17 protein-coding genes and 3 pseudogenes are annotated in these 19,672 nt (G+C 64.2%); 11 read left to right on the top strand and 9 right to left on the bottom strand.

Annotation, left to right across the window (positions count from 1 at the left end):
• Positions 1-72: 72 nt before the first annotated feature.
• From ACVWW3_RS16945 to ACVWW3_RS16930, 4 genes and pseudogenes are all read right to left on the bottom strand, one after another.
• Positions 73-432 carry a hypothetical protein gene (locus ACVWW3_RS16945; RefSeq protein WP_247351977.1) on the bottom strand — a complete coding sequence of 120 codons (360 nt, stop codon included), beginning with the start codon at positions 430-432 and terminating at the stop codon, positions 73-75.
• 159 nt (positions 433-591) lie between these two features.
• Positions 592-1,089 (bottom strand): hypothetical protein, encoded by a 498-nt coding sequence (locus tag ACVWW3_RS16940; protein WP_456649289.1) that lies wholly within the window; start codon positions 1,087-1,089, stop codon positions 592-594.
• A gap of 11 nt (positions 1,090-1,100) precedes the next feature.
• On the bottom strand, positions 1,101-1,466 hold the full coding sequence (flgJ, locus tag ACVWW3_RS16935) for a flagellar assembly peptidoglycan hydrolase FlgJ (protein ID WP_247351973.1): 366 nt from the start codon (positions 1,464-1,466) through the stop codon (positions 1,101-1,103).
• Positions 1,466-2,592: pseudogene (locus ACVWW3_RS16930) on the bottom strand (flagellar basal body P-ring protein FlgI). Before ACVWW3_RS16930 ends, flgJ begins: the two are co-directional and overlap by 1 nt.
• A gap of 269 nt (positions 2,593-2,861) precedes the next feature.
• On the opposite strand from ACVWW3_RS16930, the gene ACVWW3_RS16925 reads away from it, so the two are divergent.
• Positions 2,862-3,275, top strand: a complete 414-nt coding sequence (locus ACVWW3_RS16925; RefSeq protein WP_247351970.1) for a flagellar assembly protein FliX — start codon at positions 2,862-2,864, stop codon at positions 3,273-3,275.
• A gap of 4 nt (positions 3,276-3,279) precedes the next feature.
• On the opposite strand, the gene ACVWW3_RS16920 is transcribed toward ACVWW3_RS16925, so the two are convergent.
• The gene (locus tag ACVWW3_RS16920) at positions 3,280-3,648 is read right to left on the bottom strand and encodes a winged helix-turn-helix transcriptional regulator (RefSeq protein WP_456649815.1); all 369 of its coding nucleotides are present in this window, start codon (positions 3,646-3,648) and stop codon (positions 3,280-3,282) included.
• 149 nt (positions 3,649-3,797) lie between these two features.
• Between ACVWW3_RS16920 and ACVWW3_RS16915 the strand changes: the two genes are divergently transcribed.
• From ACVWW3_RS16915 to ACVWW3_RS16895, 5 genes are all read left to right on the top strand, one after another.
• Positions 3,798-4,409 carry an NAD(P)-dependent oxidoreductase gene (locus ACVWW3_RS16915; protein WP_456649290.1) on the top strand — a complete coding sequence of 204 codons (612 nt, stop codon included), beginning with the start codon at positions 3,798-3,800 and terminating at the stop codon, positions 4,407-4,409.
• Between the two features lie 233 nt (positions 4,410-4,642).
• Positions 4,643-5,008: an RNA polymerase-binding protein DksA gene (dksA, locus tag ACVWW3_RS16910; RefSeq protein WP_008554760.1), complete on the top strand. Its 366-nt coding sequence runs from the start codon at positions 4,643-4,645 to the stop codon at positions 5,006-5,008.
• 512 nt (positions 5,009-5,520) lie between these two features.
• A complete protein-coding gene (locus ACVWW3_RS16905) occupies positions 5,521-6,300 on the top strand; it encodes a 2-keto-4-pentenoate hydratase (protein ID WP_456649291.1) in 780 nt (259 codons plus the stop codon).
• Positions 6,301-7,247: 947 nt separating this feature from the next.
• Entirely contained in the window at positions 7,248-7,433 is a 186-nt protein-coding gene (locus tag ACVWW3_RS16900; protein ID WP_456672411.1) for a hypothetical protein, read from the top strand.
• A gap of 4 nt (positions 7,434-7,437) precedes the next feature.
• Positions 7,438-7,764 carry a helix-turn-helix domain-containing transcriptional regulator gene (locus ACVWW3_RS16895; protein ID WP_456649292.1) on the top strand — a complete coding sequence of 109 codons (327 nt, stop codon included), beginning with the start codon at positions 7,438-7,440 and terminating at the stop codon, positions 7,762-7,764.
• Positions 7,765-8,039: 275 nt separating this feature from the next.
• On the opposite strand, the gene flgH is transcribed toward ACVWW3_RS16895, so the two are convergent.
• Genes flgH through flgF form a run of 4 tightly spaced genes read right to left on the bottom strand, consistent with a single transcriptional unit; the run spans position 8,040 to position 11,527 of the window.
• Entirely contained in the window at positions 8,040-8,804 is a 765-nt protein-coding gene (gene flgH, locus ACVWW3_RS16890; protein WP_247351962.1) for a flagellar basal body L-ring protein FlgH, read from the bottom strand.
• Positions 8,805-8,807: 3 nt separating this feature from the next.
• Entirely contained in the window at positions 8,808-9,950 is a 1,143-nt protein-coding gene (flgA, locus tag ACVWW3_RS16885) for a flagellar basal body P-ring formation chaperone FlgA (RefSeq protein WP_456672027.1), read from the bottom strand.
• Between the two features lie 10 nt (positions 9,951-9,960).
• Positions 9,961-10,749 carry a flagellar basal-body rod protein FlgG gene (gene flgG / locus ACVWW3_RS16880; RefSeq protein ID WP_211397591.1) on the bottom strand — a complete coding sequence of 263 codons (789 nt, stop codon included), beginning with the start codon at positions 10,747-10,749 and terminating at the stop codon, positions 9,961-9,963.
• 16 nt (positions 10,750-10,765) lie between these two features.
• Positions 10,766-11,527 (bottom strand): flagellar basal-body rod protein FlgF, encoded by a 762-nt coding sequence (gene flgF, locus ACVWW3_RS16875; RefSeq protein ID WP_247351958.1) that lies wholly within the window; start codon positions 11,525-11,527, stop codon positions 10,766-10,768.
• A gap of 380 nt (positions 11,528-11,907) precedes the next feature.
• Between flgF and fliL the strand changes: the two genes are divergently transcribed.
• From fliL to ACVWW3_RS16850, 5 genes and pseudogenes are all read left to right on the top strand, one after another.
• Positions 11,908-12,399, top strand: coding sequence for a flagellar basal body-associated protein FliL (gene fliL, locus ACVWW3_RS16870; RefSeq protein WP_247351957.1), 492 nt, complete (start codon positions 11,908-11,910; stop codon positions 12,397-12,399).
• A 19-nt stretch (positions 12,400-12,418) separates the two neighbouring features.
• A pseudogene (fliM, locus tag ACVWW3_RS16865) lies at positions 12,419-13,623 on the top strand (flagellar motor switch protein FliM).
• Positions 13,620-14,066, top strand: coding sequence for a DUF6468 domain-containing protein (locus ACVWW3_RS16860; RefSeq protein WP_456649293.1), 447 nt, complete (start codon positions 13,620-13,622; stop codon positions 14,064-14,066). The pseudogene fliM and the gene ACVWW3_RS16860 overlap by 4 nt, the downstream one beginning before the upstream one ends.
• Positions 14,067-14,075: 9 nt before the next feature.
• Positions 14,076-14,825: a MotE family protein gene (locus ACVWW3_RS16855; RefSeq protein ID WP_247351952.1), complete on the top strand. Its 750-nt coding sequence runs from the start codon at positions 14,076-14,078 to the stop codon at positions 14,823-14,825.
• Between the two features lie 1,119 nt (positions 14,826-15,944).
• Positions 15,945-19,635: pseudogene (locus ACVWW3_RS16850) on the top strand (tetratricopeptide repeat protein).
• Positions 19,636-19,672 lie beyond the last annotated feature (37 nt).

The raw sequence follows: 19,672 nt of genomic DNA, 5'->3' as shown, positions 1-19,672 counted from the left end.
AACGTCGTCACCGATCCTGCGACCGGGTCGAGCTATCTCGACACTGCCGTTGCGACGCTCGACGCCTGATCGTCAGGCGCTGAGGTCGGTGCTGGCCGGACGCGAGGGCTCGGATTTCAAATCCTGCGCATGGAAATAGGCCCGCCGGCGAAGCATTGCTTCGTCGGGGAACTGGTTGACCACGGCGTCGGTCCTGTCGTTGACGACCTGGAAGACGAAGGACGCCGCCGCCTGGTCGAACACGACCTGGCGTGAGACGTTTTCGTTGCTCCGCAAATCATTGCGTGCAGGCGCGCTCGCATCGCCAGCGGCCACTGTCTGGCTCACTGGCAGCTCGGTTTGCACGGCTTCGTGTGCCGCCGCGTTCGACGTCGTTACGATCTGCACGGCGGCCGGTATCCCCACCGGCCTGATGCTGAAATCTGTACTCATGGCAGCCTCCTGGTTGCCTCACGTGAGTCAAATCCCAACCCCTCTCAATGCGCAACCATGGAACACCAGGATTGAAGACCCGGTAAGGAAACGTGCCTAACCGCGCGACCACGTTGCCGCGCGGTTTTTCGTAAAATTGTCGCTTGTTCTTGCGCGCGCTCAGAGTGAGCGGCTGACCGCCAGCGGGGTGATGTGGCGCGGGCCCGGAGCGGCGCGCCGCCCCGCGGCCGTGTAGGTGTTCGGCACGTTGCGCTTCTGGATCTCGGCATTGACGCCGCGCACGACGCTTTCCGAGACCGCGTGTGCGGTTGCGAGCACGGTGAGGTTGACCTGGAGCATCGCGCGGAATGCATCGTGGTGCCGATGCAGCGTCGAGAGCAGTTCGGGTTCGGATTTCGCGAGCTGGGCCTGGTTGGCCTTCAACTGGCTGACGGCGCCGACATAGTTTCGCGACAGCTCTTGCTTCTTGCTCTCGAGGGTCATCGCCTCGCGGACCTGGCCGGCGCGCACGAGCTCGGTCTCGCGCTCGATCAGTCCGAGCAGGGCGCTCATCGCATCCATCAACTGCCCGGCGACCTTGCGCGCCTCGGCGCTGCCGGGTGCGGTGTTCGGGCGCTGCGCTTGCACCGGCTGACGCGAGGCGTTGAAGTGGTTCATCTCGTTTGACCTTATGCCGTGCGGATGGTTTTCGCCTGCTGCATGATGAGGGTGCGATAGACTTCGGTGGCGACGCCGACGCCGCCGGCGTTGGCGAAGTTCTTGGAATATTGCTCGGTCAACATCGAGCGCCACACGCCGGTGCCCGGCGTGTCGCCGAACGGACCTTCGCCCTTCAGACTCGAGGTCATCTGCGAGAACATGCTGTTGAGGAACATCGCCTCGAAGTCGGTGGCGGTCTTCTGCGCCTTGGCCTGCTGCTTCTGCGGGACCTTCTGCAGGGCCGCGGCGAGGTCGAAATCCGGCCGGCCGTTGCGGCTCTCCACCGAGAAGGCAGAGCTGGCGACGCGTGCGGTGTTGACCATGCCGGTCTGCATCACATCACCTCGATGTCGGCTTCGATCGCACCGGCGGCCTTGATCGCCTGCAGGATGCTGATGAGATCGCGCGGGCCGATGCCGAGGCCGTTGAGGCCGTCGACGAGCTGCTGAAGCGAGACGCCGTCCTTGACGACGGCGAACTTCTTGCCGTCCTCGGTGACGCTGACACTGCTGCGCGGCGCGACCACGGTCCGTCCCCGCGACAGCGGGTTGGGCTGGCTCACCTGCGGGCTCTCGGAGATCGTGACGGTGAGGTTGCCTTGTGCGACTGCAACGGTGGCGACGCGGACGTCGCGGCCCATCACGATGATGCCGCTGCGTTCGTCGCGATGATGATCTTGGCGGCGAGATCCGGCTCGACCTGGAGCTGCTCGATCTCGGTGAGAAAGGCGACGACGTTGCCCTTGAACTCCGGCGGGATCGCAAGCTGCACCGTCGACGGGTCGATCGGCTCGGCGGTTTTGACGCCGAGATAGTCGTTGATCGCGGCGGCGATCCGCTTGGCCGTGGTGAAGTCGGCGTTGCGCAGCGCAAGGCGGACGTTGGGCAGGCGATTGAGCGCGAACTCGATCTCGCGCTCGATGATGGCGCCGTTGGCGATGCGTCCGACGGTCGGCACGCCACGCACGATTTTCGCCGCTTCGCCCTCGGCCTGGAAGCCGGAGATCGCGAGCGAGCCCTGTGCGACCGAGTAGACGTTGCCGTCGGCGCCGAGGAGGGGGGTGACGAGCAGGGTGCCGCCCTGGAGATTCTTGGCGTCGCCGAGCGCAGAGACGGTGACGTCCATGCGCGTGCCCTGGGTGGCGAAGGCCGGCAGATTGCCTGTCACCATGACGGCGGCGACGTTGCCGGTGCGGATGGTGGCGCCGCGGATGTTGACGCCCATGCGCTCGAGCATCGCTTGCAGCGACTGCTTGGTGAAGGGGATGTTGTTGAGGGTGTCGCCGGTGCCGTTGAGGCCGACGACGAGGCCGTAGCCGATGAGCTGGTTCTGCCGCACGCCTTCGATGTTGGCGAGATCCTTGATGCGCGATGTCGCGCTTGCAGACGTGACCGAGAGCGCCAGCGCTGACAGCGCGGCGCAGGCCACCCCAACAATCCTCACCCAACGAACGCTTGGCATCCTCTGCTCCCCGAGGCTCCTCAAATCGACGGATCCTCACGACACTCCCATGACGAGCTGGTCCGACGCTGTCCTTGCGAGCGCTGTGCCAACTCGGAGCATCGGGGTAGGTGGCTGAACAGGTTGAGTAAATCTGTTTCGAGCGGTCTCAGCCGGTGTTGTCCCTGAGGAGCGAAACTGCCGCCTGTCGGCAGATTTTGCCGGGCTGTTTACGGGCCGTTAACCATAAAACGGCGAATGTGGCGCATCGATCACCCGGATTGCTTCCGATGCGCATCTACGGACCGAACGGCACCACGCTTGGAACGCCGGCCAGCCAGGCCAGGCGGACGAGCTCCGGCACCTTCGTGCTGCCCGACACCTCGTCGGCGCAGGAGACGCGGGGCGCTGCCGCACCGAAGGCCGCCGCCAACATCGACGGGCTGCTCGCACTGCAAGGCATCGAAGAGAACCCCGTCGAGCGTCGCAAGCGCTCGGTCACGCGCGGCAAGACCGCGCTCGACGTGCTCGACGATCTGAAGATGGGGCTCCTCTCCGGCAAACTCGATGCCTCGACCGTGATGCGGCTGCGTGACGCTGCGGCGAACCTGAAATCGTCTTCCGGCGATCCTGGTCTGGACTCGGTGCTGTCCGAGATCGAGCTGCGCGTCGAGGTCGAGCTCGCCAAGGCCGGGCAGGCGTAGCGTCTTACGCCGCTTCATCCTTCTGCGCGTCGTAGCGGCGCTGGGCGGCGAGCACGTCTTTCAGATTCTGCTCGGCCCAATCTCGGAGCGGATCGACCGCAGCTGCGAGCGTTACGCCGAGCTGCGTGATCGAGTATTCCACGGTCACCGGCACGGTTGCGATGGCGTGACGCTTGATCAATCCGTCGCGCTCGAGCGACTTGAGAACTTGGCTCAGCATCTTCTGCGAAATGCCTTCAATCGTGCGGCGCAACTGATTGAAGCGCATCGGCTCCTCGCGCAGCAATAGCAGGATCAGCACCGCCCATTTGTCGCCGACGCGGTCGAGGATCTGTCGCGTGGGGCAGTTCGCTGCATAGACGTCCGGCTTCATCGTCGGGTCCTCACGATCCATTCCGCTCATTTGCCGGCCGCCGCCGGTTACTCCTGTGTAAGCAGGTAAGCACAAGGTGCTCTCTTAACACCAGCATTCTTTATGATATCTAGTTACCGATAGTTACCACAGAAGCAAAGGAGCCTTTCATGAAAATCGCAGTTGCCGGCGCCTCGGGCCGGGCCGGGTCGGAGATCACCAAGGAACTGTCGCGCCGCGGCCACGCGGTCACGGCCATCGCCCGCAACCCCGAGAAGATCGCGGTCCTGCCGAACGTCACGCCCACCAAGGGGGACGTCCTCGACCGGTCCGGTCTTGCCAAGCTGTGGGTTGGGCACGACGTCGCCGTGAGTTCCGTGCACTTTCTGGCCAGCGACGCGCTCAAGCTGATCGGAGCGGCAAAGGATTCCAAGGTCGGTCGTTACCTCGTGGTCGGCGGGGCCGGCAGCCTTGAGGTCGCTCCGGGCGTCAAACTGGTTACAACTCCCGGTTTTCCGGCTCAGTACAAGGCTGAGGCTGAGGCGGGTTCGGCTTTTCTCGACCTGCTGCGGCAGGAAAAGGAGCTGAACTGGACCTTCATCTCGCCATCGGCCCTGTTCATCGAGGGGGAGCGCACCGGCAAGTTCCGGCTTGGGACCGATCAGCTTCTCGCAGATGCGAACGGGAAGAGCTGGATCACCTTCGCTGACTACGCCATCGCGCTCGCCGACGAGATCGAACGGCCGGCCCATGTGAAACAGCGTTTCACGGTCGGCTACTAGGCCTTCGGCCGCCCCCGGAGCCCTCCAGGATAAACCTTCCTGTAGGATAAACCTTCCTGTGCAAGGGCTTGGGAGCGCCAATCGGGCGATCAGGGAAACATTGTCTGTCACATGAGGCCGCTATATAACGCCCCGCTCAGCGGACTCCGTTCCGTTTGCGAGTCGTTGCTTAGACAGATAGGCCGCCCTTGGAAAAGTTGAAAAACTACCGACCGACCGAAAAAGAGCCTTTCATGAACGACAGGCAGAAGGAGTACTTCCGTTTGAAGCTCCTCGCCTGGAAGGATGAGATCCTCAAAGAGTCCAAGCTCACCCTGCAAGCCCTGCAGGAGGAGAACGTGAACCACCCCGATCTCGCCGATCGGGCGTCGTCCGAAACCGACCGTGCCATCGAACTCCGTGCCCGCGACCGCCAGCGCAAGTTGATCGCCAAGATCGATGCCGCGCTCCAGCGTATCGAGGACAACACCTACGGCTATTGCGAGGACACGGGGGAGCCGATCTCGTTGAAGCGGCTCGAGGCCCGGCCGATCGCGACGCTCTCGGTGGAAGCGCAGGAGCGCCACGAGAAACGCGAGAAGGTCTATCGCGACGAATAGAGCCTGAGCCGCAGAGATGCGGCTCTTTGTTTTTGGATGCAAAGCGCCGTTTCGCGCCGTGATTAGCATTTTGCCTGTCGCTTGCAACCCCGCGGCGCGCGAGCGCAATCGCGAAAAGTGAATCGTAATCAATGGGCTGGACTTAACTCCTCCGAGCTCACGTGAGTTCGGATGAGCAACAGCCTTCACTTCAGGTGCGGGAGGTTTTGCGAGTCGCGTCAACGACATCGACTGGAACGCTGAGACACCGATCCAGCAGCTTCACGCGTCGCTGCAATCAGGCCTGTTGCGCCCCTAAAAGGCGCGCTTCCCCATAAAGCCTGGACCAGTTCAATATTTCCTTAAACGCTGGCAGCAGGCCATGAGGCTTCCCCATGATGTGGCCGATCTGCGTCCGCAGCTCGTCCAGCTCGGGCTGGCAATGACGTGCTGCCCTGCGGCCCCGCGCTTGTCACACCCCGGCGGGGATGCTGAAGTGCCGCCCTCAATGCGTAGCGTAGGAGGCGGCGCCGATGGACAATATTCTCAAGGCCGCAAAGGCGATCGCGCTGGCGCGCCGCAACCATGCGCCGCTCGCGGCGCTCGAAGTTCCCCCGGCCGATGAAGCCGAGGGCTATCAGGTCCAGCGCGCGCTGCACGATCTGCTGCTGCCGCATGTCGGCCCGCTCGTCGGCTACAAGATCGGCTGCACCAGCCAGGTGATGCAGGATTATATCGGCATTCCGCACCCTTGCGGTGGCGGCGTGTTCAAGAAGGGCGTGCACGACAGCGGCGTGCAGCTCGCGGCTGCCGACTACGTCCGGGTCGGCGTCGAATGCGAAATCGCCGTGCGGCTCAAGCGCAATCTTGCCGCCGGCGAGGCGCCGTTCACGGCCGAATGGGTCGGCGAGGCCGTCGAGGCCTATCATCCCGCGATCGAGATCGTAGACGACCGCTATGTGAAGTGGGAGACGATGGGCGCGCCGACCTTGATCGCCGACGATTTCTTCGCCGCCGGCTGCGTGCTGGGTGAGAGGGTGCCGCGCTCGTCCGTGCCGGACCTGAAGGCCGTCAAGGGCCGCGCCATCGTCAACGGTGAGGAGGTCAGCCACGGCACCGGCGCCGACGTGCTCGGCCATCCCCACAACGCACTCGCCTGGCTCGCCAACCATCTCGCCGCCGAGGGCAAGGGCTTGCACGCGGGACAGCTCGTGCTGACGGGGAGCCTGGTGAAGACGCTGTGGCTGAAGGCCGGCGACAAGGTGCGGATGGAGCTGGATGGGCTGGGGACGGTCGAGGCGGAGTTTACGTGACGTCTCCGCCGTCATTGCGAGGAACCCGTCGCGACGAGGCAATCCAGAATCTTTCCGCGGCGGCAGTCTGGATTGCTTTCGCTGCGCTCGCAATGACGGAGGTTGGGGCACGATTTCGTTCTTTCAATTTACATCGCAATTGCGGACGCACCACCACATCCTCGCGGCATCTTCCGCCCGAGTTTTGCAATCGTCTCGCCCTCCTGAAGATCAAGAAGGTGCAGGGAAGGCCGGGCGCCGGCTGGCACCCGCAATCCCGTGTGCGGATCAAACGCGCACGGGTGGATCACAGGTGACGCCGGGACATCCCGGCCTTCCCTGCGCGAATGGTTTTAACGGTGTCCTTCGTGCTCTCCCCGGGGAGCGATGCACTATTGCCCCCGTCGCCATGCAGATGGATGATGCGCGTGCCCGGTCGGACAGCACACATCACTACAAGACTTGACGCACAGACCCCGGGCGTCAGGACCACACGACTTCTCCGTCCGCGCGCATCCCCGCTCGCATCATCGACGGCTGGCGTGCGCTCATCATCGAAGCCGAACCGGGACGCCGTCAGCGTCGTGTCGTCACGCGAGAGGTTCTGCTCACGGAAGACCATCGAAGGATTCCCGCCCTGCAAAGCTCTTCGCGCCCGACGCCGTCGCGTCCACTGCATTCCATCCCTCGTTTCGTGACGGTCGCGAGACGCCCTCTTGTGGGAAGGAACAAAGAGGGAACATAATGAAGCGATCGGAGCGCGTCAACAATAAATTTCTAAAATCCGAAAATTCTGAAATAGAAAATTGGTAACGAATATGGTACCAAAAATCGAGATCGCGGAATACAGCATCGACGGTCGTATCCCGTTTCGGGATTGGTATGACCGGCTCGATGCGCAGGCCGCCGCAGCTGTCGCCGTTGCAATTGGATGACTTGCCGATGGAAATACCTCGAACGTCAAGTCGATCGGTGAGGGCGCGGCCGAACTGAAGATCAACCGCGGCCCCGGCTACCGGGTCTATTTCGGGTGGGACGGCAGCGTGCTGGTGATCCTCCTGGGTGGCGGCATCAAGCAGAGGCAACAGAGCGATATCAGCGTCGCGCTTCGTCGATGGCGTGACTACAAGGTGCGAAAGCGCAATGAGGGATGACCCGATGCCGTTGACCCACAGTTTTCAAGAGACCATTCGCGCGCGGGCAGAGCGCGATCCAACTTTCCGCGAGGCGCTGTTTCAGGAGGCGATGCAGACCCTGTTGCAGGGGGACACCGATTACGGTCGCACCGCGCTGCGGACTTACGTCAATGCCACTATCGGTTTCGAACGATTGAGCGAGGTGCTTGATCGTCCGCAGAAGAGTCTGATGCGGATGTTCGGGCCGGGCGGAAACCCAACAATGGGCAACTTGGTGGCGGTGATCCGCGCGCTTCAGGAGGAGACGGGCGTGCATCTGGAGATACGCGCAGTCATGGATGTGGCGTGATGTGCACGCTCTCGCCTCCATCGTTGCGAGGAGCCCTTCGCGACGAAAGCAATCCAGAATCTTTCCGCGGACGCTCCGAATTGCTTCGCCGCGCCCACAATGACGGAGTTTGGGGCAGCGGTGTCGCTACAATTTCTCGCCTCTGACTTGCTTCTTGCAGCCGACGCCGTCGCCAAAATAGATGCGGCCCTCGCCAGGGGAGCTAGCGAGGGCCGCGTCGTACATCGTCGTTCGCGCCTAGGTTCGCGAACACGATGTGGGAGCTCGGGAGAAGACTAGAAGGGCAGCAGCACGTCCATGACTTGTTGGCCGTAGCGTGGTTGCTGCACGTCCATGATCTGGCCGCGGCCGCCGTATGCGATGCGGGCCTGCGCGATCTTGCTGGAATCGATGGTGTTGTCGCTCTGGATGTCTTCGGGGCGGACGATGCCGGCGACGATGAGCTCGCGAATCTCGTAGTTGACGCGGATCTCCTGCTTGCCTTCGACCACGAGGTTGCCGTTCGGCAGCACCTGGGTGACGACCGCTGCGACGTTGGTCTGCAATGCTTCCTGGCGGTTGACCGAGCCCTTGCCATCGGCGGAGGATGTCGAGTCGGTGGTGAGAAGCCGACCCGGCAGGATCTTGAGTGGCTGCGTGACCGTCTGGCTGCCGATAAAATCGGTAATTCCCGAGTCTTCCTTGGAGGTGCGGCTGCGCTGGGTCTCGTTGGAGAGGTTGGCCTTGTCGGTGATGTTCACGGTGACGGTCAGGAGGTCGCCGACGTGGGTCGCGCGCTGGTCTTTGAAGAAGGCTCGGCTGCCGTTGCGCCACAGCGAGTTCGGATTGTAGGAGGCGACTTCCGGCTTCGGCATCGGCATCTGCACCGGCTTGTAGCCGGGCTGCGTCGTCGGGTTTTCGATCGCCGCGAGCTTCGGCTGCTCGCCGATCTGCGACAGGCGGTCGATCGAGGAGCAGCCGCTCGCCAGCGCGCAAGTCGCCAGCAGCAGGGCAGTAATCGCGATGCGACGAGGACGGGAAGCCGAACTGAAACTGGACATGACTTACTCTGAATTGGCTGGAGCTTGCGAGACGCGAACTGGCGGGATCTGGGCTTGTGCGATCTGGGCCGGGGACGCCGGGGTCTGGATCAGGCTCTGGGCGAGAGCTGCGGCCGTGGGGGCGGGGGCGGGCGTTTCGTCACGCTTGAGCGATGAGGTCTGCTCGACCGCGGCCGGCATCGGCGCGGCCTGGCTGGCGCCCTGGACGGTCACCTGGCCGCGGGCCGTGACCACGCCTGTGAGCGTGCGCTTGGTCTGCAGGTTGAGCACGCTGATGATGTCGCCCTCGGCGCCGCTCTCGATCGCCTTGCCGCGCGTGGTGAGATAGATCCCGGGGACCTGGTAGATGACCGTGACGTTCTGGTCGCGCTGCACGAATTCCGGCTTGACGATATCGGCGACGCGGATCGGCATCCCCGCCCGCATCGGTCGGCGGAGCTGCATGCCGAGCGTCCGATCGCGCGAGGCGGCCTCACCGGTGACCTCGGCCTTCGGCCGGCGTTCCACGGCGACGTCGGAGGACTTCAGGAGATCGGCGCGGTCGATGTCGCGCGTCAGCACGGCCACTTCCACCGTTTCGATCGCATTGCCGGTAAAGCGCAGCTTGGTCGGCGCCGGATTGTTGTCGTTGTTGATCTCGAAGGCGATGTCGAAGCGGCCGCTGCGGGCGTCATAGCGGGTTGCGACCGGCTGCAGCGCGCCGGTGTTAGAGGCATCCAGCCGCATGTCGGCGACACCGCGGTCGAACGTCACGGTGATGTTGGCGGCATCGCCAAGTCCGAAGCGGCGCTCGAGCGCCGAGGCGACCGCGGTTTCGAGGTCCTTGTTCACCAGCGTGCGGGCGAGACGGGTAACCTGGACCTCCTTGATGTCGCCGGTCATCACGCCGATCACCTGCTTTGCACGGAGCACGCTCAGGACGTGGGCGACCGGCAGCGCGCCGGTGGTGCCGAGATCGGGCGAGCGGTAGACCGGGATCAGCGCGGCGGATCCGGCATTGTCGATGAGATCGCCGACCCGCACCACGTCCGAGGTCACGGAGATGCTCGCGCGCAGCGTCGGCGTTGCGATGAAATCGTCGGCGGCCCGTGCAGGCAGCGCCAGCACGAGGAGAGCGGAGATCGTGGCGAGGGTGGTGCGGATCATGGTCATCACCTCAGCGGAACAGCGCCGTGGTCGATTGCATCATCTGGTCGGCGGCGCTGATCACCTTGGCGTTCATCTCGTAGGCGCGCTGGGCGGCGATCAGGTCGCTCATTTCCGAGACGACGTCGACATTGGCCTGCTCGAGGCTGCTCTGGGTGATGTTGCCGAAACCCTCGGCCGTCGCCGTGCCGTCCTGCGGCGGGCCGGAGGAGGGCGTCTCGGTGAACTGATTGTTGCCGACCGGCTGGAGGCCCGCCTTGTTGATGAATCGGGTCAGGCCGATCTGGCCCTGGACCGCCGACGTCGACGAACCCGGCAGCGTCACCGAGACTTGGCCCTGCACGTTGATGGTGAGACCCGAGGCGTTGTTCGGGATCGTGATCGTCGGCTGGACCGGGTTGCCCTGCGCGGTGACGATGCGCCCCTGATTGTCCATCTGGAAGGTGCCGTCGCGGGTGTACTGGTAGCTGCCGTCGGGCATCAGGATCTTGAAGAAACCTTCGCCCGTGATGGCCATGTCGAGGTCGTTGCCGGTCTGCGACAGCGTGCCCTGGGTCATGCTGCGCGGCGTACCGACGGTCTTGACGCCGCCGCCGATGTCGACGCCGACCGGCAGGATGGTGCCCTGGTCGGACGACTGGGCGCCGACGCGGCGGACGTGTTCGTAGATCAGGTCCTGGAACGCCGCGGTCTGCTTCTTGAAGCCGGTGGTGCGCAAGTTCGCGATGTTGTTGGAGATCACCTGAACGTTGAGTTCCTGTGCCGCCATTCCGGTCGCTGCGGTGTGAAGCGCCTGCATGTCAGTTCTCCCTCAATCAAGCCGGAACGTCGGCGAGTTTCTCGATCGCCGATTTGTGCATGTCACTCTGCTGCTGGAGCAGGTTGGCGATGGCGGTGTAGCTGCGCATGACTTCGACCATGCGGCTCATCTCACCGACCGAGTTCACATTCGACTTCTCGACGTAGCCCTGCTGCACGGTCGACTTGGTGTCGGCCTGCGCGGTCGCGGAGCCGGCGCTGTAAAGGTTGGCGCCGAGCTTGGTCAGCTTGGCCGGGTCGTCGAACGCGGCCATGCGGATCTTGCCGCGGATCGAGTCGTTCTTGGCCGTGCCCTCAAGCACGGTGACGGTGCCGTCGGGGGCGACGTTGATGTCGTGGTCGGTCGGCTGGAAGGTGATCGGGCCGCCGGTGCCGAGCACGAGGTTGCCGTCGGAGGTGACGAGCTGGCCGGTGCTGTTGAGCGAGAATTTGCCGTCGCGGGTGTAGCGCTCGGCGCCATTGGCCTGCACCGCGAAATAGGCGTCGCCGCTGATCGCCATGTCGAGCGGATTCTTGGTCGGCTCCATCGGCCCCTGGCTGACGTCGCGGAAGGTGCCGCGGTCCTGCACATAGGAGACCCGGCGGTCGGAGCCGGCGAAATTGTCCTCACGCGCGTTCGAGTTGAGGTACTCCTCGAACAACGAATGGTCGGCCTTGAAGCCGTTGGTATTGGCGTTGGCGACGTTGTTGGCGACGACATCCATCTGCCGTTCCAACGTCATCTGCCGTGACAAGCCGATCAGAAGCGCGTTCTGCATCGGAAATCTCCCCTGAGTGAGATCCGCCAGCTCGCTCTCCCAAGCGCCTTGGCCGATCCCGTGAACGAGACCTCGGGTTCTCCCAAACCTTAGGTCTCGGCCCTTTCGTAGCGAAAGTCGTGCCAACCGGGAAAATTACGTAAATTCAATCGTTTATCTATTTTCTGAGGGCGCGGGGAGGCGGCAGAAAGGAACTGTTAGCCATGTTTGCCCGGCAGATTTTTCCTAGTGGGAGCCCAATCGAAAGGTTCCGTTAACCATTATTACCGTAGCGTTTGCACATAAGAGGAGCGCACTGCGCTGGGGCATTTGTATCGCGTCACTGTCTGCCAGGAGCTTCGCTCTTTCGATCCTTTGAGAAATGAACGAGCGCGGCGACCATGGCAGAGAATGAAGCGGAAGGCGGCTCAGGCGCGGAAGCCGCTCCACCGAAGAACAAGCTCAAGATCATCGTCATGGCCGTGGGCCTGCTCGCGGTCCTCGGCGGCGGTGCCGCGACCTGGTTCTTCTTTTTCCGTCACGGCGACGACGAGCATCACGCCGAGGCGGCGCCCCCGCCGAAGCCGCCGGCTTTCGTCGACGTTCCCGACATCATGGTCAACCTCGCCGGTGCGCCGGGCGAGCGCGTGCAATATCTGAAGCTCAAGATCGTGCTGGAGCTGAAGGAAGAGAAGCAGATCGAGGCGATCAAGCCGACGATGCCGCGCATCACCGACATCTTCCAGACCTATGTGCGCGAGTTGCGCTCCTCCGACCTCAATGGCTCCGCCGGCGTCTTCCGTCTCAAGGAAGAGCTGACCAAGCGCGTCAACGCGGCGGTAGCCCCGGTCCAGGTCAGCGCGGTGCTGTTCAAGGAAGTCGTGATCCAGTGAGCATGACGGTCTAGGGATCATGGCAGGCACCGACCAACCGGACCAGGATGCAATTGCCGCCCAATGGGAGGCCTCGCTTGATTCCGAGGATCCCGCCGAGGCCGCGAAGGCTGCTGCCGAAAACGAACTATCCGAGACCATGGCCCTGCAATGGGCGGCCATGGTCGAGGACGGCAGCCGCGATCTCGGCGCCGGCAAGAATTCCGGCGAGCGGGTGCTGTCGCAGGAGGAGATCGACAACCTCCTCGGCTTCACAGCCGGCGACGTCACACTCGACGACCATTCCGGCATTCGCGCCATCATCGATTCGGCGATGGTCTCCTACGAGCGTTTGCCGATGCTCGAAATCGTCTTCGACCGCCTGGTGCGGTTGCTGACGACATCCTTGCGCAATTTCACCTCCGACAACGTCGAAGTCTCGCTCGACCGCATCACCTCGGTGCGCTTCGGCGACTACATGAACTCGATCCCGCTGCCCGCCGTCCTCACCGTCTTCAAGGCCGAGGAGTGGGACAATTTCGGCATGGCGGTGGTCGATTCCAGCCTGATCTACTCGATGATCGACGTGCTGCTCGGCGGCCGCCGCGGCTCGAGCCAGCTCCGCATCGAGGGCCGGCCCTACACCACGATCGAGACAGAGTTGGTCAAGCGGCTGGTCGAGGTGGTCATGGCCGATGCCGAACAGGCGTTCCGGCCGCTGTCGCCGGTGACCTTCACGATCGACCGGCTCGAGACCAATCCGCGTTTCGCCGCGATCAGCCGGCCTGCCAACGCCGCGATCCTGGTGCGCCTGCGCATCGACATGGAAGATCGCGGCGGCAACATCGAGCTCTTGCTGCCTTACGCGACCATCGAGCCGATCCGGGGCGTCCTGCTCCAGATGTTCATGTGGGCGAAAAGTTCGGCCGCGACCAGGTTTGGGAAGGCCATTTCGCAACCGAGATCGTCCAGGCCGAGATCTCCGTCGACGCCGTGCTCTACGAAGCCGACATTCCGCTCAAGCAGCTGATGCGGCTGAAGGTCGGCGACACGCTGCCGCTGGACATGCGCGCGGATGCCAATGTCACTGTTCGCTGCGGCGACGTCACGATCACCGAAGGACGCATGGGCCGGGTCGGCGATCGCGTCGCGATTCGGGTGACGAAACCCCTGCGCAAGCCAAGTACGACACTTGCGATGTTCGAAAAGGTCGACGAGCAGAACAAGATGATGGAGGCCCCATGAACCACTCCCTGGGAATGGCGATCGAGACGCTGGTGGCTATCCTGCTGATGCTGACCATCTTCTACTGCGTGATGCTCAACAAGCGGCTGACGCGGCTGAAGGCGGACGAGCATTCGCTGAAGGCGGTCATCGGCGAACTGATCACCGCAACCGAGATCGCCGAGCGCGCGATCGGCGGGCTGAAGCTCGCCGTGCGCGACGTCAACGAGAACCTCGGCAGCCAGCTTGTGGCGGCGACGCAGATGTCCGAACAGCTCTACAAGCAGCTCGGTGAAGCCGACAACGTGGTACGGCGCCTGTCCAAGATCGCGATCGCCGCGCGTCCCATGACGAACCCGGAAATGGTCGCCGCGCCCGCAGCCAAGCCTTCGTCGGCGAAGGCGGTGGCGGCTGCGGCCGAAGCCTTCTCCGAGCGCCGACGGTCCAACGGTCTTGCCGCATAAAGTCAGGGTATGAAGTCCTTTCGCAACATCCGCGTCATCCCCATCGTGCTGGTTGCCGTCGCTGGCCTCGCCACGCTGAAGGTCGCGGGCCTCGTGCTCAATGGCGGCTATGTCTTCGACTACAAGCCGAACCAGGTCAAAAAATCCTGGGCGCAGGAGAATCTGAACTTTCCGAGCAGCCGCGAGGACCCCGACATTACGGGCTCGACCCACGGCGCGCCGAAGCCGGCCGCCCCCGAGACCAAGCCCGAAGGCACCGTGGTCAAGGTGGAGGAAGCCCAGCCGCAGATCTCGGCCTCGGAGCGCGCTATCCTGGAACGCTTGCAGTCGCGCCGCCAGGAGATCGAGGCCCGCCAGCGCGAGATCGACATCCGCGAGAGCCTGTTGAAATCTGCCGAGAAGCGCATCGAAAACAAGGTCGAGGAGATGAAGGCGGTGGAAACCCGCATCTCCGCGACCCAGGCCGAGCAGAAGGCCGCCGAAGCCCAGCGCATGAAGGGCCTCGTGACCATGTATGAGGGCATGAAGCCCAAGGACGCCGCGCGCGTGTTCGACCGCCTGGAGATGGGCGTGCTGATCGAGATCGCCTCGCAGATCGCGCCGCGAAAGATGTCGGACATCATGGGACTGATGTCGCCAGAGGCCGCCGAGCGGCTGACGGTCGAGATGGCCCGCCGGGCCAACGGCGGCGGCGATCAGTCCGCCTCGGCCGGCGATCTGCCCAAGATCGACGGCAAGCCGACGCAAAAGCCGAATTGAGGGCTCAAGAGGCGCGGCACACCGCTGCAACCTGCGCGTCCTCGCGCGGCCGTTCGGCCAGCGCGCGGCTAGACGCCCTGCGTGTCTAGCTTGCGTGCCGCTGTTGAACCCTGCGACCGGCCGAGCTCAACGGTTTCTCGACGGGAAGGAGGGTCTCGCAGTGCTGCTTGATCAGCGCAGCCTTCGTCATTCGAGTCACGAGATGCAAGGTGCTGTGGCAGCAGGAGCACTCGTATACCTTGAGGGCATAGCCCCGCGCGATTGGAAAGACGGCTACGACCGTTCTTGTCCGGCTGCATACAATGCAGTTGGCTTCTCCGCTCATTGATTGCCCCCCAAAAGTCGACCAATCGAATTCGCATCGCCGTGATCACATTGATTCAGAGTCGTTGATGGACCGCAACACCTTTGGGGTTGTGCGCGCATAATCGGCAACCAAGCACGCAGATCAAACACGCCTGGGAGTGGGGTGATCGCCGCGAGTTGACTTTCTTGCCGCACGGAGCGATGCGACTCGCGTTGCGGATGCAGCCGAAGCAAGCGGCATCTTCTGAGGCTGCGATGAGTTGACGCGTACAAATGTGAAGTGGAGTACAGTGGCGCTGAAGCGTTCGTCCTAGGCTTCCGCCATTCGCAATCAGCAGCGCGGGAGGAAGCTATGAATTACTCGTCCGTAGCAGAACGCGCAATCGAAGCCGTCAATCGGCTGCTCATCGCAGCAATGACGTTCGCATGGACGTCCGCGCTAGACCATCAGCATGCATGGCCGCCGCAAGAGGAAGAAGGCGACTCTGATGACGCTTGTCTCGAGCGGGAGCACTCCTCGGCGCCGGATTGCGCGGGAAAGCAACACTGAAGGCGTGATTGGCGTCGCCGGTCGACGCCCAATCGCGGGCCTCGAGATGCGGGCGACGGCCGGGTGTTAACATCTCCCTAACCACTTGCTCTCCAAATTCGCAAGGCGAACGCTTCAGCCCGCATGCAGGGCGTCGCGACACGCTGCGCCGGATCAGTCGTCATTACAGCATTAACAAGTCCTTAATTGGCAAAACCTACAGTCGACGGCACGGGCCGGCGCCAGTGCCGGCATGGACCGTCGAATCGGAAGAAATACTGCCAATGGCGCGAGAGGCTGCCGCTGGATTTGTGTCGCGAGCCCGCGCTTTGGCGCGGGGGCTGTCGCGTCACGTCCGCGTGGCGCCGCTGCTGGCTGCAAGCCTCCTGATCGGCTTCAACGCATCGTCGCGGGCGGCCGATGTCGTCAGGGGCGAGGCGACTTTCTCGGCCGCGGGCGGCTTTGCCCGTCTCGTGATCAAGCTCGGCGAGGACGTCTCCTCCGAGGTGACGACGGCCGGTTCCATTCTCGTTATCCGCTTCGACCGGGTGGTCGATGTTCCCGTCGATCGCGTCCCGGAAGGCGCGCCCGACTACGTCAACTCCGCCCGCCGCGATCCCGACGGCGGCGCCATCCGCCTGTCGCTGGCGCGGCGCGTCACCGTCAACACCATGAATGCCGGCGAACGCACCTTCATCGACCTCTTGCCGGAGGGTTGGAAGGGGCCGCCGCCGAGCCTGCCCATGGACGTGGTCAAGGAACTCGCCGAGCGCGCGCGCGTCGCCGAACGGGCCCTGCGCGCCCAGCGCGCCGCGGCCGAGAGCAAGAAGCGTCCGCAGATCCGCGTGCGCGCCTCGGTGCAGCCGACCTTCGTCCGCTTCGTGTTCGAGATGCCCGACGGCGTGGGCGTGTCCTCCGTGCTCAACGAGCAGAAGCTGACGCTCGCCTTCAACGCCAACCTCAATTTCGATCTGGCGGACGCGGTCGTCGCAGCGCCGCCGAACGTCGCCTCGATCAAGCAGAAGGCCGACATCGACCAGACCAGTGTCGAGATCGCGCTGATCGGCGATTCCGACGTGCATTCATTCCGCGACGACAAGAACTACGTCGTCGACATTTCCTTCCAGCCGGACAAGGGCAAGATCGCCGCGACGGCCGAGGCCGCGATCGCGCAGGCCAGGCCTGCCGCCCACGGACCTGCGCCTGCGCCTGAAAAGCCGGCGGCCGAGAAGCCGAAGGACGCCCATCGCGAGATCGCACCGCCGACGTCCGAGGCGATCGCGCGCGAAGCCAAGATCGATGTCAAGCCCGAGGTGAAGCCGGAAGCGCCGCCCGCCATGCCGCCCGTTGAAGCACCGAAATCGGCGCCGGCTCCCGCGGCCGAAGCGGCGGACGCTGCGCCTGCCAAGCCCGTCATGGCCGAAGCGCCCAAAGAGGTCGTGAAGGAAGCCGCCAAGGAGACTGCGAAGGATCCGGTCAAGGAAGCCGTCAAGGCTGCGCCGGCGGAGGCGTCTGCCGTGCCGCAGCCCACTGTTGCCAGCGTCGATGCCCGCCGCGACAGCGACGGCCTGCGCGTGACTTTCCCGCTTCAGGTCGCAACGCCTGCGGCGGCGTTCCGCCGTGGCGACACTGTCTGGCTGGTGTTCGATACGCCGAAGCCGATCGACGTCGAGGCGATCCGCACCAAGGGCGGTGCGATGATCGGCGAGGTCGGCCGCATCCCGCTCGACAAGGGACAGGCGGTGCGTATTCGTCTCACCCGGCCGCTGGTCTATTCGCTGACGAGCGAGGAGGTCGGCAAGGAGACCAACTGGCTCTTGACCCTCGCCGACAAGATCCAGGCGACGCCGCTGCCGCTGATGATGTCGCGCAACATTACCGACCCCGCGCTCGCCAACATCGCGATCCCCTTCGCCAATCCGGGCCTTCTACACAAGCTCACCGATCCCGACGCCGGCGACACGCTCTATGTCGTCACCGCGCAACGTCCGGTGCGCGGCTTCATCAAGCGGCAGGACCTGGTCGATCTCGCGTTGCTGGAATCCGCGCACGGCATCGCGATCCGGCCGAATTCCGACGAGGTCGCCGTCGAGGTCGGGGCGGACAAGGTCATTCTCGGCAAGAAGGGCGGGCTGACGCTGTCGCCGGTCGACATCTCGGCCGAGCGCGCCCCGACCGCAGTGCGGCCGATCTTCAACCCCGAAGGCTGGCGCAAGGGCCAGTCGGAAAACTTCATAGCGCGCCAGAACGACCTGATCACGGCGATCTCCATCGTCGAACCGGCGCTGCGTTCGCTGCCGCGGCTCGACCTCGCGCAATTCTACATGTCGCGCGCGATGTATCACGAGGCCAAGGCCGTCACCGAATTGATGCTGGCTGATCCTCTCAACAAGGAGGAGAGCGGTGCGCTGATCATGCATGCGGTCGCAAGCATCCTGATCGGCAGGCCGGCGCAGGGCCTCAAGGACCTCGCCAACCCCGTCATCGGCAACAGCCACGATTCCCAGCTCTGGAAGGCGCTCGCCTATGCGCGTCAGGGCAAATGGGCCGATGCGCGGGAGAAATTCAAGAACGTCGAATTCGCCATCGCCTCGCTGCCGCTCGACATCCAGCGCATCGTGACGATGGAGGGCGATGCGCGCTTCGCTCGAGGTGAAGGACTATGCCGGCGCCTCCAAGCGCCGCAGCGAGCTCGAGGTGGTCGGCGTCCCGCCCGAGGCCGCTCCCGGCTTCGCCGTGCTGCGCGGCCGGCTCGCCGAGGCGCTCGGCCATGACAAGGACGCGCTCGACGACTACAAGTTCGCAGTCGGCTCGACCGACCGGCCGGCCGCGGCCGAGGCCAAGCAGCTCGAGGTCGCGCTGCGACAGAAGCGCGACGAGATCAGCAAGGAGGACGCGCTGCGCGAGCTCGAGACGCTCTCGATGACCTGGCGCGGCGACTCCATCGAGGTCAAGACGCTTCAGATGCTGTCGCAGATCTATTCGGAGAACGGGCGCTACCGGGACGCGCTCACCGCGGCGCGTACCGCGACGAAGCTGCAGCCGAACGCGGAAGCCTCGCGCCAGGCGCAGGACCTCGCCTCCGACCTGTTCACGCAGATCTTCCTGGGGCCCAAGGGCGACGAGCTGCCGCCGGTCGAAGCGCTCGGGATGTTCTACGAGTTCCGCGAGCTGACGCCGATCGGCCGCCGCGGCGACGAACTGATCCGACGCCTCGCCGACCGTCTCGCCTCGATCGATCTGCTCGACCAGGCCGCCGAACTCCTGCAATACCAGGTCGACCACCGCCTCGAAGGCGCGGCGCGTGCACAAGTTGCCGCGCGCCTCTCCATGATCTATCTCGCCAACCGCAGACCCGACATGGCGATTACGGCGCTGCGCGCGAGCCGCATCAGCGACCTCTCCGGCGAGCTCAGGCAGCAGCGCCTGCTGCTGGAGGCGCGCGCGCAGAGCGACGTCGGCCGCCACGATCTCGCGCTCGACATCGTCTCCAACGTCTCGGGACGCGAAGTGTTGCGCTTGCGCTCCGACATCTTCTGGGCCGCGCGGCGCTGGCGTGAATCCGCCGAGCAGATCGAGCTCTATTACGGCGAGCGTTTCCGTGACTTCAAGCCGCTCAACACGGTGGAGAAAAGCGACATCATTCGCGCTGCCGTCGGTTATGCGCTGGCTGACGACTCGATCGGCGTGTCGCGCTTCCGCGAGAAATACGCGCCGCTGATGAGCGAGAGTGCCGATCGGCTCGCCTTCGACATCGCGAGCAAGCCGTCCGGCGCCTCCAGCGCCGAATTCGCCGAGATCGCCAAGCTGGCTGCCAGCGTCGACACGCTCGACGGCTTCCTGCGCGAGATGAAGCAGCGCTTCCCCGACGCCACCGCCCGCGCGCCGGCCTCGCCGCAGGCCAAGGACGAGTCCGACCACACCGGTTCGCTGCCCACGATCCCCGTCGTGCGGCAGATCAAGATGACGCGGTAGGAGTCCTGCTACCTCTCGCCTCACGACAGGTGCCGCG

Source organism: Bradyrhizobium sp. LM2.9 (genome assembly GCF_054056555.1).
This window is presented reverse-complemented; position numbering and strand designations above follow the sequence as displayed.

Excerpts from the sequence above, each read along its gene's own strand:
- ACVWW3_RS16945 (WP_247351977.1), bottom strand. The coding sequence starts at position 432 with ATGAGTACAGATTTCAGCATCAGGCCGGTGGGGATACCGGCCGCCGTG.
- ACVWW3_RS16895 (WP_456649292.1), top strand. The coding sequence starts at position 7,438 with ATGCCGTTGACCCACAGTTTTCAAGAGACCATTCGCGCGCGGGCAGAG.
- flgA (WP_456672027.1), bottom strand. The coding sequence starts at position 9,950 with ATGATCCGCACCACCCTCGCCACGATCTCCGCTCTCCTCGTGCTGGCG.
- flgG (WP_211397591.1), bottom strand. The coding sequence starts at position 10,749 with ATGCAGGCGCTTCACACCGCAGCGACCGGAATGGCGGCACAGGAACTC.
- ACVWW3_RS16860 (WP_456649293.1), top strand. The coding sequence starts at position 13,620 with ATGAACCACTCCCTGGGAATGGCGATCGAGACGCTGGTGGCTATCCTG.
- ACVWW3_RS16925 (WP_247351970.1), top strand. The coding sequence starts at position 2,862 with ATGCGCATCTACGGACCGAACGGCACCACGCTTGGAACGCCGGCCAGC.
- ACVWW3_RS16940 (WP_456649289.1), bottom strand. The coding sequence starts at position 1,089 with ATGAACCACTTCAACGCCTCGCGTCAGCCGGTGCAAGCGCAGCGCCCG.
- ACVWW3_RS16915 (WP_456649290.1), top strand. The coding sequence starts at position 3,798 with ATGAAAATCGCAGTTGCCGGCGCCTCGGGCCGGGCCGGGTCGGAGATC.
- flgH (WP_247351962.1), bottom strand. The coding sequence starts at position 8,804 with ATGTCCAGTTTCAGTTCGGCTTCCCGTCCTCGTCGCATCGCGATTACT.
- ACVWW3_RS16905 (WP_456649291.1), top strand. The coding sequence starts at position 5,521 with ATGGACAATATTCTCAAGGCCGCAAAGGCGATCGCGCTGGCGCGCCGC.
- dksA (WP_008554760.1), top strand. The coding sequence starts at position 4,643 with ATGAACGACAGGCAGAAGGAGTACTTCCGTTTGAAGCTCCTCGCCTGG.
- fliL (WP_247351957.1), top strand. The coding sequence starts at position 11,908 with ATGGCAGAGAATGAAGCGGAAGGCGGCTCAGGCGCGGAAGCCGCTCCA.
- flgJ (WP_247351973.1), bottom strand. The coding sequence starts at position 1,466 with ATGCAGACCGGCATGGTCAACACCGCACGCGTCGCCAGCTCTGCCTTC.
- ACVWW3_RS16920 (WP_456649815.1), bottom strand. The coding sequence starts at position 3,648 with ATGAAGCCGGACGTCTATGCAGCGAACTGCCCCACGCGACAGATCCTC.
- ACVWW3_RS16855 (WP_247351952.1), top strand. The coding sequence starts at position 14,076 with ATGAAGTCCTTTCGCAACATCCGCGTCATCCCCATCGTGCTGGTTGCC.
- flgF (WP_247351958.1), bottom strand. The coding sequence starts at position 11,527 with ATGCAGAACGCGCTTCTGATCGGCTTGTCACGGCAGATGACGTTGGAA.